Origin of the sequence: Pandoraea commovens (genome assembly GCF_902459615.1) — a bacterium.
GTDB lineage: Bacteria > Pseudomonadota > Gammaproteobacteria > Burkholderiales > Burkholderiaceae > Pandoraea > Pandoraea commovens.
In genome coordinates this window covers 393,004-405,928 of sequence record NZ_CABPSA010000005.1, presented here as the reverse complement: position 1 = coordinate 405,928, position 12,925 = coordinate 393,004, and the positions used below count along the sequence as shown (strand labels likewise).

Annotated in this window: 11 protein-coding genes; 9 read left to right on the top strand and 2 right to left on the bottom strand. The window is 63.7% G+C overall.

Annotated elements, in window-relative coordinates; all coding sequences use genetic code 11:
• Positions 1–4: 4 nt before the first annotated feature.
• Together PCO31010_RS17050 and PCO31010_RS17045 are read right to left on the bottom strand one after the other, a co-directional pair.
• Positions 5–1,372, bottom strand: a complete 1,368-nt coding sequence (locus PCO31010_RS17050) for an MFS transporter (RefSeq protein WP_150665277.1) — start codon at positions 1,370–1,372, stop codon at positions 5–7.
• A 107-nt stretch (positions 1,373–1,479) separates the two neighbouring features.
• Positions 1,480–2,757, bottom strand: a complete 1,278-nt coding sequence (locus tag PCO31010_RS17045; protein WP_150665276.1) for a flavin-dependent oxidoreductase — start codon at positions 2,755–2,757, stop codon at positions 1,480–1,482.
• 123 nt (positions 2,758–2,880) lie between these two features.
• Between PCO31010_RS17045 and PCO31010_RS17040 the strand changes: the two genes are divergently transcribed.
• The 9 genes from PCO31010_RS17040 to PCO31010_RS17000 all read left to right on the top strand — a co-directional run bounded on the left by PCO31010_RS17040 (position 2,881) and on the right by PCO31010_RS17000 (position 12,796).
• Positions 2,881–3,822, top strand: coding sequence for a LysR family transcriptional regulator (locus tag PCO31010_RS17040; RefSeq protein WP_150665275.1), 942 nt, complete (start codon positions 2,881–2,883; stop codon positions 3,820–3,822).
• A 288-nt stretch (positions 3,823–4,110) separates the two neighbouring features.
• Positions 4,111–6,567 carry an MCP four helix bundle domain-containing protein gene (locus tag PCO31010_RS17035; protein ID WP_246184646.1) on the top strand — a complete coding sequence of 819 codons (2,457 nt, stop codon included), beginning with the start codon at positions 4,111–4,113 and terminating at the stop codon, positions 6,565–6,567.
• Positions 6,568–6,671: 104 nt separating this feature from the next.
• On the top strand, positions 6,672–7,400 hold the full coding sequence (locus PCO31010_RS17030; RefSeq protein WP_150665274.1) for a methyl-accepting chemotaxis protein: 729 nt from the start codon (positions 6,672–6,674) through the stop codon (positions 7,398–7,400).
• A 23-nt stretch (positions 7,401–7,423) separates the two neighbouring features.
• A complete protein-coding gene (locus tag PCO31010_RS17025) occupies positions 7,424–7,993 on the top strand; it encodes a hypothetical protein (RefSeq protein ID WP_150665273.1) in 570 nt (189 codons plus the stop codon).
• A gap of 77 nt (positions 7,994–8,070) precedes the next feature.
• Positions 8,071–8,712, top strand: coding sequence for a chemotaxis protein CheX (locus tag PCO31010_RS17020; protein WP_150665272.1), 642 nt, complete (start codon positions 8,071–8,073; stop codon positions 8,710–8,712).
• Positions 8,713–8,760: 48 nt separating this feature from the next.
• Positions 8,761–9,126, top strand: coding sequence for a response regulator (locus tag PCO31010_RS17015; protein ID WP_046290992.1), 366 nt, complete (start codon positions 8,761–8,763; stop codon positions 9,124–9,126).
• Positions 9,127–9,304: 178 nt separating this feature from the next.
• Positions 9,305–9,880, top strand: a complete 576-nt coding sequence (locus PCO31010_RS17010; protein WP_246184645.1) for a MarR family winged helix-turn-helix transcriptional regulator — start codon at positions 9,305–9,307, stop codon at positions 9,878–9,880.
• A gap of 345 nt (positions 9,881–10,225) precedes the next feature.
• Positions 10,226–11,491 (top strand): 3-(3-hydroxy-phenyl)propionate transporter MhpT, encoded by a 1,266-nt coding sequence (mhpT, locus tag PCO31010_RS17005; protein ID WP_246184644.1) that lies wholly within the window; start codon positions 10,226–10,228, stop codon positions 11,489–11,491.
• A 162-nt stretch (positions 11,492–11,653) separates the two neighbouring features.
• A complete protein-coding gene (locus PCO31010_RS17000) occupies positions 11,654–12,796 on the top strand; it encodes a porin (protein WP_150665271.1) in 1,143 nt (380 codons plus the stop codon).
• The last annotated feature ends 129 nt before the right edge of the window (positions 12,797–12,925 follow it).

Here is a 12,925-nt window from a genome sequence, read left to right as displayed (position 1 = left end):
TTCGTCAGATAGCGTCGCTCGCAGTGCGGGCGACGCGACGGGCTTCAAGCCGTGCTTCACGTTGCACGAAAGCGCTGATCGTGAAGGCCGCCACCCCGGCAATAGTCACCGGCACGGCGGCCATCATGAACAGGTGCTGCGGGTCCCAATGCAGGGCCAGCAGCACACCGCCGACGATCGGCCCGACGATGGAGCCGATACGCCCGATCCCCAAGGCCCAACCCACACCCGTGCCGCGAATCGTCGTGGGATAGGTGCGTGCGGCCAGCGCGTTCGCGCCGATCTGTCCGCCGACGACGCAGAACCCCGCCCCGAAGATCGTCGCGGTGAGCACCGCGACCGATGTGCCCGCCAATCCCACCAGCACGACGCACACCGCTGCGCCCAGATACACCACGCCGAGCGCTTTGAAGGGCGGGACGCGGTCGAATACACGTCCGAGCGTGAGCGTACCGAGCGTGCCGCCGATTTGCAGCATGGAGGTGATGATCGCAGCGGTATCGAGTGCGATGCCTGCATCGTGAATCACCGTCGGCAGCCAGCTCGACAGGAAGTACAAATCCATCAGGCTCATGAAGAAGATCACCCACAGCAGCACGGTGATCCGCGCACGCTTGTCCGCGAAGAGGGCGGACACGCTGACATGCCCCTTGGCGTGCACGTCGGCACCGCTGTCGATGCGCACGTCTTCCGGCAGATCGGGGGCGAGTTTCCGCAGGACGGCAAGCAGCCGTGCCGGATGCTTTGCCTGCACGATGAGAAAGCGCGGCGATTCCGGCAGATGTCGCCAGGCGAGCAGTGCAGCGGCGAGCGGCAGCAAACCGCCCACGATGAACACGGATGGCCAGCCGCAATCCCGAATCAGGCCTGCCGCAGCGAGTCCACCGAGCGCCGCGCCCAGCGAGAATCCACAGAACATCACCATGATGGCGGTGGAGCGCACGCGCTCGGGGGCGAACTCCCCGGTCAGCGCAATCGCGTTGGGCATTACACAGCCCAGCCCGATGCCGGTGAGCAGTCGCAACACCAGCAGTGAAGTGACGGACGACGCGAACGCCGTCGCGAGCGACATCGCCCCGAAGATCAGCATGCCCGCGATCAGCACCGGGCGCCGCCCCACGCGATCGGACACCGGTCCGCCGACGAGCGCGCCGAGCGTGAGGCCGACCAGACTGGCCGAGAACACGGGACTGAGCGCCGAGCGATCGATGCCCAGCGCATGCACGATGGCCGGGGCCACATAGCCGATGGCCTGGGTGTCGAAACCATCGAGAAAAACGATCAGCCCGCAAAGCGCCGTGACGAATATCTGGTAACGGCCGAAGGGCCGCTCGTCGATGAGCGCACGCAGATCGATGCTGGGTTGGGGCATGGCATTGTCTCCATGATCGGCCTCGTTGGCGAGGCTCTGTCTAATAGGCAAAAGCGTGCGCACCTGGGGGGCGCGCACGCGTGATTGGTAGTCGACTGCCGGGTGACTCAACGACCCGTCTGAGCCGCCTGAGCAGCCTGCGCGGCATTAAGTGCTTCCCGGTTCAGACCCGCAACGTTCTTGTAGCGATTCGAAATCTCCGCGAGATCGGCGGCGCTGATCACATCGTCGATATGCGTGAAGGGCTTGTCGCCGCTCAGTTCGTGCACCGTTTGCAAGATCGCGTCCGGCGGCGCTTTGCGGTTCATCAGCACGACGTCGGCGGTCGCCTTGCCGCGAATGCCATCGTAGGCCTCCAACGCCTTCGGCGTCAGACCGTGCTCGCGCAATTGTGCGGCCAGACAAGGCGCGTCGAGAATCGCCTGCCCCGCGCCATTCGAGCCGCGTGGCACCATCGGATGCGCGGCGTCGCCCAGCAACGTGACACGTCCGAAGCTCCAGCGCGGCAACGGATCCTGATCGACCATCGGATATTCCAGAATCGTCTCGGTCGCCTCGATCATGCCCGCCACATCGAGCCAGTCGAAGTGCCAGTCGGCGAATGCGGGGAAGAAGTCTTCCAGACGCCCCACGCCGTTCCAGTCGCGACGCGCCGGACGTGGCGCCTCGATCTCCGCGACCCAGTTCACCAACTGATTGCCGTGGCCGTCGACGTTGTCGCGAATCGGGTAGATCACCATCTTGCCTACCGACAGCCAGCCCGCGCGCACCATCGATGCGCCGCTCAGGAACGGCGGCAGTACGACGCTGCCACGCCACATATTGACGCCGGAGTATCGCGGCGCGCCCTCAGTCGGATAGAACTGCTTGCGCACGACCGAGTGGATGCCGTCTGCGGCGACCAGCAGGCGCGCTGTAACCGGCGGCAGGCTGTCGCCCTCCGGTGACTCGAACGAGATCGTGACCTCGTCGTCGTCCTGGAGAAAGCCGGTGCAGCGATGCCCCACGACGACGGCGTCTTCTCCAAGACGTTCTCGCACGGCGGCAAGCAACACGCCCTGAAGATCGCCCCGATGAATCGAGAACTGCGGCCACGCATAACCGGCATGTTCTCCGGCGGGTTCGCTGTAGACAAACTGGCCGAAGCGGTTGAAGAACGCCGACTCGCGCGTCGTCACGGCAACCTCGCGCAGTGCAGGCGTCAGGCCCAGCCCGTCGAGCACGCGTGCGGCGTGCGGCAGGATGTTCACGCCGACACCCAGCGGACGAATTTCGGGGACGGCCTCAAACACACGGCAGGCGATACCGGCTTCATGCAGATTGAGCGCGAGCGTCAAACCGCCGATACCTGCGCCGACGATGGCCACGTCGATCGATGGGGGCATGGGAAAGTCTCCTGAGCGCGACTGCGCAAATGGTTCTGGAATGGCCACCATTAAAGCGCGTCGTCAGTCATCAGGGAATTTTGACTATCATATGAATTAATATGAATCAGTTATGAATTGACGATGAACATCTCACTGCGTCAACTGAAAGCGTTCGTACTCGTGGCCACGCTGGGCAATTTCACGCGTGCCGCCGAGCGGCTGCACATCACGCAGGCGGGTTTGTCGGTCATGATGCGCGAGATCGAAACGCAACTCGGCAGCCGTCTGTTCGACCGCACGACGCGCAGCGTGACGCTGACCGACGCCGGTCATGCGTTGCTCCCGGTCGCGAGTGCGGCCGTCAGCCAGCTCGATGCCGTCGCGGGACAGATTGCGACGTTCGGGCAGGTGTCGCGCAAGACGCTGCGCATTGCGGCCACGCCCCTCGTGTCGTCGCATCTGATGCCCGAGTGGTTCGGTACGTTTCAACGGGCGAACCCCGATGTGGACCTGCGGCTGCATGAAACCGAACTTGCGCAGGTGCATGCGCTTGTCGAGCAGGGCGAGGCGGACATGGGCTTCGGCTTTTTCACCAAGGCTTCGCACGGCATCGAGCGAACCCTGCTGCAATCGTTTCGTCTGATGCGCGTGACGGCGACGAAGCGACCTGCCCGCAAAGCGGGCAACCCCAAAGCGGAAGCGGGCGATGCATCGTGGCACGCCCTGCGGGGCGAAACGCTGATCGGTCTGCCGTCGGACAATCCGATTCAGCAACTTGTCGAGACGCATCTCGCGCGCATCGACCGGGCAGACGAGCCACGCGCGCCGTTTCGCCGCTTTGAGACGCTGATCGGCATGGCCGAAGCCGGTGTCGGCACAGCGATCGTGCCGACGTTCGCGCTGCCTGCATGTCGTCATCGCGCGGTACGTTGGGAGGTGCTCACTGACCCGGAAGTCACGCTGGGTTTTCATCGCATCGTGAAGCGCGGGCGTGCGAAGCCCGAACTGTGGCGACAGTTCACCGAGCTGGTCGTCGAATCGCTGCAACGCATCGATGCCATCGCGGACGAGCGCAGAAGTTAGTGCTGACTGGGTGGCCGCTGCAACGCGAAGGATGGGGGACGTTGTGAGGACCGAAATCTTGATGGTCTAAGGATGTTAGCCTCGTCAGTACGCGCTTACTCATCTCGGATTCCTACACGGCACTACGGCATCAAGGTAACGTGAAGCTTCTGTTGATTCATCGAATCGTCACAGTTCACCCGCAATAATCACGGCGCACGAGGAATCTACAAACTAATTCGGCGGCCGATCTACTGCGTCAAATCACGCGTGGCACCGGGCGCCGGTGCGACCCGGGGAAATGACGCAATGACCATCCGTCATCGAATAACGCTATTGGTGATCCTGACGTTTGTCGCGCTCTCGATCATTGGTGGCTACGCGGTCTATCAGACACGCGCCAGCGCTCACAAAGTACGGCAGGTAACGGAAGGTGTGGTGCCCAGCGCGCTCGCTTCCGCCGATCTCGTCTCGCAAGTCAAGGCGGTGCAGATCGCCACGATGACGCTGGTATACGCGCCCGACGAAACCGTCGTCGAACAGGCGCTCGACAATCTCAAGAAGCTGCGCGGCGACATCGACCAGTCGCTCGCCCGTCAGGCCGAAGGCGCCGCAAGCGACGCCCAGAAGGGGCTGGTGACGCAGGCACGCGAGAGCGTCGACAACTACTTCAACGCCATCAACGACACCGCCAAGCTCAAGCAGGCGGGCAAGACGGAGATGGCGCAGGCGTTCCTCTTCGCGATGGTCGCGCAGTACCGCGACGAACTCGAAGGCGTGGTCAACACGCTGCGCGTGGAGAAGAACCGTCAGAAAGACTCGGCCATCGCCACGCTCAACGACACGCTCTCGACCACCACGACGGCCATCGGCATCGTGACGGGGCTTGCCATTGTGCTGCTCACGGCCATCGGCGCGCTGCTGTATCGCCAGATCACGCGTCCGCTCTCGCGCATGCAGGCCATGATGAGCGAGATCGCGAACAGTCAGGACTTCACCCGTCGCGTGCCGGTTGGCCGTATGGATGAAATCGGGCACTCCATCGTCGCTTTCAACGGGATGATCGAGAAGATTCAGGAGCGCTCCGCGCAACTCAAGCAGAAGACGGCCGACATTCAGGCGATGTTGCAGAACATGCAGCAGGGCATTCTGACGGTCGTCGACGGTTCGAAAGTGCACGGCGAATACTCGGCCTACCTCGAAGCGATCTTCGAGACGCAGGACATTGCCGGTCGCGGCGTCATGGATCTGGTGTTCGCCGATAGCGATCTGGGGTCCGACGCCGTCTCGCAAGTCGAAGCGGCCATCGATGCCTGCATCGGTCAGGACGCCATCAACTTCGCGTTCAACGAACACCTGCTGGTCGGCGAGATCGGCAAGCGCATGCCGGACGGCCGCATCAAGCAGCTCGATCTGACGTGGTCGGCGATCACCGATGAGACCGACACGATCCTGCGCCTGATGCTGTGCGTGCGCGACGTGACCGAACTGCGCGAACTCGCGGCTGAAGCGAACGAGCAGAAGCAGCGTCTGGAGATGATCGGCGAGATTCTGGCGGTGAGTCAGGAGAAGTTCCATCACTTCATCGAAAGCTCGACGGGCTTCATTCGCGAGAACGAGCGCATCATCCGCAAGCACTCGCAGGCCGACAGCGCGGCCATTGCCGAGCTGTTCCGCAACATGCACACGATCAAGGGCAATGCGCGCACGTACAACCTGCAATACCTGACGAACGTCGTGCACGAGACCGAGCAGCGCTATCACGATCTGCGTGCGCCGGACGAGGCCCGTTTGTGGGATCAGGACGGCCTGATGCGCGAACTCGAACGCGTGCGCGACGCTGTCGACACGTATGCTCACATCAACGAAATGAGCCTCGGTCGAAAGGGTCCGGGCCGCACCGCCGACGAACAGTCGATGGTGGTGGACCGCGCGCACATCCGCGCGAGCCTGCGCATGCTTGAAGCCGCCGATCCGAACGATCCGCATCAACTGGTCGCCATGCGCGACGCGGTGCACCAGACGCTGCGTCTGCTGGGCACCGAAGGTGTAGGCGAAGCGCTGGGCGGCGTACTCGATTCGCTGCCGTCGCTCGCGGGCGAACTCGGCAAACCCGCTCCGGCCGTGCGTATCGACGACAACGGCTACCGTCTGCGTGCCCCAGCCGTGCGCATTCTGCGCGACGTCTTCATGCACCTGCTGCGCAACTCGATGGACCACGGTCTCGAAGGGGCGGACGAGCGTCGTGCGAAGGGCAAGCCAGCGGCGGGCACCATCGATATCGAAGTGGGTCTCGATCACAACATGCTGCAAGTCACGCTGACCGACGACGGTCGTGGCCTTGCGCTGCATCGCATTCGCAGCATCGCCGTGCAGCGCGGCTGGATCACGGCCGAGACGTACGTGACCGACGAACAGATCGCGCAGTTCATCTTCCGCCCGGGCTTCTCGACAGCGTCGAGCGTCACCGAGGTGTCGGGACGTGGCGTTGGCATGGACGCCGTACAGGACTTCGTGCGCCGCGAACACGGCCGCATCGAACTGCGCTTCACGGATGAACGCAAGGGCGCGGAATTCCGTCAGTTCCAGACGGTGGTGTGCCTGCCCGACAACCTCGTGGTCGACGGCTTCGATCTGAACAGCGTGGCGGCCGATGCCGTCGACCTGCCCGCGCTGGAAGACGGTGCCCCGCAAGCCGGATCGAACGGTCTGACGGCGGCGCAGGACACGTCGCGAGACGACTTGTCGCAAACCGGGAAGGTCTGAGGCGCGAACAAGAGCGTCGGAATCCCGGCGTAAGGACGATCGGCGAGGCGGCGCAGACCTGACGGGTCTGCGGCCGCCACACCGCTTTCGGAGATGGATCGAGTATGGAAGCAGTTCAATGGCTATTCGCGGGTGCGGCGGCGGGCCTCGTCGGTGCGGGCGTTGCGGGTTACGTCGTGCATCGCTGGCGCATGGCGCAGGCCACGGCGCATTGGCGCGCGCTGACCAAAACGCACGACGAAGCGCTGGAGCAGGCGCTTGAGCGTGAGCGTGTCGCCGTCGCAGACAAAGACGGACTCGTTCAGTCGCATGACGACGCCATCGCCGCATTGCAGGCGCGCCTGACGCAGGCCGAGCAGGACTTGCAGGCCGCACAGAAGTCAGAAGCGTCGGTGCTGGAAGACAAGGCGATGTGGCAGGGCGAAGCGCAACGTATCGCGGGTGAAGCCGCTCGCTTGCGCGGTCTGGCGGCCACGTTCGAGCGCTGGCACGAGCAGATGATTTCGCTGATGACGCAAAACCAGGACATGCACGCGAAGAACCACGAACTCGCTTCGATCGTGCGCCATGTGCTGATCGTGTCGCTCAACGCGTCCATCGAAGCGGCGCGCGCGGGCACGGCTGGTCGCGGCTTCGGCATCGTCGCGAGCGAAGTGCGCGCGCTGGCGACGCGCTCGGAAGAACTCTCGAAGAGCTACCGCGACAGCCTGCATCGCAACGACGTCACGACCACGGCGACGTTCCAGGACATTCAGGCCGGCGGCAAGATGATTGCGGCGTCGCTCTCAAGCGTCGAATCGCTGGCGCAGCAGCTGCATTCCCGTCTCCACTAAGCACTCAGCAGGCAGGTTTCGTTGTGATCAGCGCTCACGCACGCGACAGTTTCGAACGCATCCTTCACAAGGCGGCGCGCACGCGGCTCGCCCGCTCGGCCGACGCACAGTGCGAGATTGCACCGCTCGCCGTGCAGCAGGCCGACGCGTCGGATACGACCATGAGCATCGCGCTGAAGGTGCGTCACACCAACGTGGTCGTGCTCACGATCTCCGGCATCGACTTTCGCATGCTGCTCGTGCTGCATTTCGACGAAGACGACGCCACCCGCGCGTACTTCGTGGGCGACGATCAGGAGAAGTCGTTTCGCGAAGCCTTCCTCGAAATCAGCAATCTGTGCTGCGGGGCGATCAACCAGGAGTTACTGGGGTACTTCCCCGATCTGGGCATGTCCACGCCCTACGTGCTCAGCGCGCGCTGCGTGCCTCACCTCATGCAACTCAAGCCGAACCATCTGGCGTCGTGGGACATCACGCTCGACGGTTCGGTCAGTCTTGCGGCTACGTTGTGCGTGTGTGCGCATGCGCCGCTGGACTTCAACGCCGATGTCAGCGTGACGCAGGACACCGGCGGTGAACTGGAATTGTTTTGACGCGGCTCGTGCACCGGATGTCGCTTCAGGTCGCACCCCATCGCCTCTCACGAATTACGCTTTAGGAAACCACCACAATGAACCGAAGCTCCCCCCGCGAGTCCGTCAGCCAGTTCTTGATCCTTGAAGATAGCGTCGAGCATGAGTACCCGGACGCGCTGGTCCGCGGCATGATCGACATCACCGACGGCGTGTTCCGTGGTCTGTTCGGCGACGTCGAAGTGACCTGCGATTCGCCAAGCGTAGTGCGCGACCGCATCATCTTCGGCGAAGTGTTCAGCCTGATTCCGCTCGAGAGCGCCTGGTGCCGTGGCTACATGATGATGCAGGCCGAGCAGGTGCCGTTCATGCAACTGCTGGAGCACACCGGTCGCTGTGAAGGGCAGGCCGGTTTTCGTGAACTCAACGGCATGCTGGGCGAGCTGACGAACCTCGTCTGGGGCGCATTCAAGAACCGCTACATGGGCGATCCGCTCGCCGTGGACCGCACGCAGGTGCAAGTGCCGCTGCTCATCAACCACAAGCAGAAGTACATCACCTTCGGCACCGATAACCCGCAGCTGTGTTTCGTCTACCGCCTGACCGATCCGGTCAACGGTCAGATCGTTACGCTGCATCAGCACTTTGTATTCAGCCTGAACTGGTCGCCCGAAGCGTTTCGTGAGGCGGCGCAGAGCGCAGCTGAGCCCGTCGAGACCGGGGCGCTGGAAATGTTTTGAGATCCCGGCTCGCCAATTCACTCTCTCTTACACACAAAGGACAACACCATGTCGAAGATTCTCGTGGTCGACGATTCGAGCACCGTGCGCGACGAAGTCGCCGGCTTTCTGCGCAAGAACGGCTTGGACGTGGACACCGCCGTCGACGGCCGCGACGGCCTCGCCAAGATCAAGGCCAGCCCCGGCGTGCGTCTCGTCATCAGCGACGTGAACATGCCGAATATGGACGGCCTGACGATGGTTGAGAAGATTCGCGGCGAACTCGCGAACGCATCCGTCAATGTCGTGATGCTCACCACGGAAAGCAGCCCGGCCATGAAGGAGCGCGGCAAGGCCGCTGGCGTGAAGGGCTGGATCGTCAAGCCGTTCAAGGGCGACGCCGTGCTGGAAACGTTCCGCAAGCTCGCCAGCTGATACCGCTTGCCGGCTGCGCCGGAGGCCTGAGTGGGCTTCCGGCGAGCCGGTCAGGCGGCGAACGCCGCTCATCGTCGGGATGAATCGCGGGCAGACCGTCGCCACCGCCCCGGCGGCGGCGTTACACTGCTGACTTTCCCGCATTACGCGAAAATCTGCGCATTCTCGCTGAGTCATCATGAGCGTCGTACCCTCGAAGAAGAAGACTGCCGCTGCAGTTGCCGCCAGCGACTCACGTTCGCACGACACGCCGGACAACGTCGCGCTCGCGGCCGATGGCGACGCGGAACCCGTGGCCTGCGCCGATGCGACAGGCGCCGACACCCGCCCGCGCCGCTCCAAGCTGCGCCTGACCTACGTCATCGCCAGTCTCGACCGTTTGCTGCGCAGACACATGTCGGAAGCGCTCGCACCGCTGGGCCTCACGCTCGCGCAATTCACCGCGCTTTCCGTGCTCGATGCGCGCGGCAAGCTGTCCAATGCGCAACTCGCGCAACGCTCGTTCATCACACCGCAGTCCGCCAATGAAGTGGTGAGCATCATGGCGTCGCGTCAGTGGATCACCCGCGAACCGGATCCGAATCACGGCCGAATCGTACTGCTGCAACTGACCGACGAAGGTCGGCGCGTACTCGCGCAATGCGAAGCCGTCGCCAAGGAAATCGACACGCGCATGCGTGCCGGTGTGGCGCGCGAAGACGCCGCCGCCGTACAACGTCATCTCGAATTGTTCGTGCGCAATCTGCGCGACTGACTCCGGGTTTGTCCCGACCGGACAATAGCTTGTATTGTCAGGTTGCTTGATATTAAATGGAGTCCGTCACCCCGGTAGGCATCGTTGTGTGCCCACCGGCGGCTAACCGGATCGCGCCCCGTCTGCGGCAGTCTGCGGACGTTAAATAACCGCGCGACCGAATCCCAGTGACCCGGTAAGACGAAAGCGATGCAACGCTCTCGCGGCGTTGTCACGTCCGTCGTATGTGCGCCTTTAATATCAGGTTACCTGATTAAATGGTTGTGTAATACGCGTTCGTTGCCGATGTCGGTGGACCGTGCGGGGTGGCAACCGACATCCATAAAGAAGATGACAGGAGACACCATGAAATCGAATCGGGAGGGCGGCGCGCAGGCGCTGCCGTTGGGAGATGACGGAACCGGCGGCGTCGGTAGTGCGACGAATTCCGTCGCGCTGACACTCGCGCTGTGCTTCGCGGTGGCGTTGCTCGAAGGACTCGACTTGCAGTCGGTCGGGGTGGCGGCGCGTGGCATGTCCAAGGAGTTCGGCCTGAGCGTGGCGCAGATGGGCATTGCGTTCTCGGCGGGCACGTTTGGTCTGTTGCCGGGCGCGATGGTGGGCGGACGCCTCGCCGACAGCATCGGCCGCAAGCGCGTGCTGATGCTGAGTGCAGCGCTTTTCGGTGTGTTGTCGATCGCCACCGCGTTCGTATCGGATTTCTGGATGCTGGTGATCGTGCGCATGCTCACGGGCGTCGGGCTGGGCGGCGCGATGCCGAACCTGATTGCACTGTCGTCAGAGGCGGTGGCGCCGCGTCTGCGTGGCACGGCCGTGAGCATCATGTATTGCGGCATTCCGCTGGGAGGCGGTATCGCGGCGACCATCGGTATGCTGGCGGTAAGCGACGCCGACTGGCGGCACATCTTCTACGTCGGCGGCCTGGGCCCGATCCTGCTCCTGCCGTTGCTCGCCTGGTTCCTGCCGGAGTCGCGTGCATTCGCAGCGGCGACGTCGCAAGGACAACGCGCCACGCCTGCGCCGATGATGTCGGTGCTGTTCTCCGAAGGGCGCGGCCTCTCGACGGTTCAGCTCTGGCTGTCCTACTTCTGCACGCTGATCGTGCTGTATTTCCTGCTCAACTGGTTGCCGTCGCTGATGGGGTCGCGTGGCCTTGCACGTGGCGAAATCGGCTGGGTGCAGATCCTCTTCAACGTGGGGAGCGCTGTCGGCGTGCTGGGACTGGGCTATCTGATGGACCGCGCGCGCATGTCGTTCGTGATCGGCGGCATGTATCTCGGCATGATCGCGTCGCTCGTCGGTCTGGCCGCCGCACATGGTTTCGGTGTGCTGGCTGCGGCAGCATTCTTTGCTGGCATGTTCATCATCGGCGGCCAGTCGGTGCTCTACGCGCTCGCCGCCGCCTATTACCCGACAGCCATGCGTGGCACCGGCGTGGGCGCAGCGGTTGCCATCGGTCGCATCGGCTCCGTGGTGGGCCCGCTCGCCGCTGGCATGTTGCTCGCGGTGGGCAGCAGCGCTGCGGTGGTGATCGGCGCAAGCATTCCCGTGACGATCGTGGCCGCGCTTGCGGCACTCACGCTGATCCGTCGTCCCCGCGCGGCCGACTGAGTTCGCTTCACGAGTTGGCCCGAAAGGTTGACTCGACTCGGCCTCGCTTGTGCGCGACGGACGGCATGCGAAGGCCGCCGTCGCGTTTTTTCTGGCGCACCGCCGGATGCATCGCCTGATTCACGTAGCACACATAACGACATCAATAATTTGGAGACTTTCATGGCTTTTCGCATTTCACGTCACACGCTTGCGCCACTCGCGGCGCTCGCCGCATTGGCGGTACCGGCCATTGCCAGCGCGCAGTCGAGCGTCACGCTGTACGGCATCGTCGACACCGGTATCGAGTACGTCTCGCATGCGAGCCCGAACGGCTCGGTCGTGCGTATGCCCGGCGTGACCGGCGAATTGCCGTCGCGCTGGGGGCTGCGCGGCAGCGAAGACCTCGGCGGAGGACTTGCGGCCATCTTCCAACTGGAGAGCGGCTTCAATATTCGTGGCGGCGATCTCGGACAAGGCGGTCGTTTGTTCGGCCGTCAGGCGTTCGTGGGTGTGAAGGGACCGTATGGCACGCTGTCGTTCGGTCGCCAATACACCATGACGTACTACGCGCTGCTGGGCTCCGACATTCTCGGCCCGGACATCTACGGCATGGGGTCGTTCGACGCCTACATCCCGAACGCCCGCACCGACAACTCGGTGACGTATCAGGTCGGCTGGCAGGGCCTGACGTTCGGCGCAGGCTACTCCTTCGGTCGCGACTCGGCAGGCACCGGCAATTCGCCGGGGCAGGGCACCTGCGCCGGACAAGTGCCGGGTCAGTCGGTGCAGTGTCGCGACTGGTCGGTCATGCTGAAGTACGACGCGAGCAACTTCGGCGTGGCGGCGTCGTATGAAGAGCAGCGCGGCGGCACCAACGCGGCGGCCAACTTCTTCGATGGGCAAGCCACCTCCGCCTTCACCAGCAGCGGCGACAAGGACACGCGCACCACCCTCGGTGCGTATTACAAGTACGGCGCCCTCAAGGTCGGCGGCGGCTGGCTGGGACGTCGCGTGTCGACGTCTGCCGTCAACACGCATTCGAACCTGTTCTATCTCGGCGCGGCGTACAGCGTCACGCCCGCCTGGCTGGTCGACGCCGAGGTCTATCGCATCATCAACAGCGACCACGATACGCGCGGCACGATGACAACGCTGCGCGCCACGTACTCGCTCTCCGTGCGCACGGCTGTCTATGCACAGGCCGCCTACCTCTTCAACAGCGCCCGCGCGGCCTATTCGGTCAGCGGTGGCGGTGGCGGCACCACGCCGCCCGCAGGCGAGGGGCAGGCGGGCGTCATGCTCGGCATGCGTCACACGTTCTGATCGCAAGCGCGGATCGATCTTCAGGGTTTCCCCTGAAGTCGTCGCGCTTGCAATGTAAGGTAACCTGATATTAAATTGTGTCTGTCGGCAACGCCGCGCACCACTCCCGGCGCGCGGTCCGGTTGCCCC

What these genes read in the sequence shown, in the direction of transcription:
- PCO31010_RS17050 (WP_150665277.1), bottom strand. Translation starts at nt 1,372, where the DNA reads ATGCCCCAACCCAGCATCGATCTGCGTGCGCTCATCGACGAGCGGCCC.
- PCO31010_RS17045 (WP_150665276.1), bottom strand. Translation starts at nt 2,757, where the DNA reads ATGCCCCCATCGATCGACGTGGCCATCGTCGGCGCAGGTATCGGCGGT.
- PCO31010_RS17040 (WP_150665275.1), top strand. Translation starts at nt 2,881, where the DNA reads ATGAACATCTCACTGCGTCAACTGAAAGCGTTCGTACTCGTGGCCACG.
- PCO31010_RS17035 (WP_246184646.1), top strand. Translation starts at nt 4,111, where the DNA reads ATGACCATCCGTCATCGAATAACGCTATTGGTGATCCTGACGTTTGTC.
- PCO31010_RS17030 (WP_150665274.1), top strand. Translation starts at nt 6,672, where the DNA reads ATGGAAGCAGTTCAATGGCTATTCGCGGGTGCGGCGGCGGGCCTCGTC.
- PCO31010_RS17020 (WP_150665272.1), top strand. Translation starts at nt 8,071, where the DNA reads ATGAACCGAAGCTCCCCCCGCGAGTCCGTCAGCCAGTTCTTGATCCTT.
- PCO31010_RS17015 (WP_046290992.1), top strand. Translation starts at nt 8,761, where the DNA reads ATGTCGAAGATTCTCGTGGTCGACGATTCGAGCACCGTGCGCGACGAA.
- PCO31010_RS17010 (WP_246184645.1), top strand. Translation starts at nt 9,305, where the DNA reads ATGAGCGTCGTACCCTCGAAGAAGAAGACTGCCGCTGCAGTTGCCGCC.
- mhpT (WP_246184644.1), top strand. Translation starts at nt 10,226, where the DNA reads ATGAAATCGAATCGGGAGGGCGGCGCGCAGGCGCTGCCGTTGGGAGAT.
- PCO31010_RS17000 (WP_150665271.1), top strand. Translation starts at nt 11,654, where the DNA reads ATGGCTTTTCGCATTTCACGTCACACGCTTGCGCCACTCGCGGCGCTC.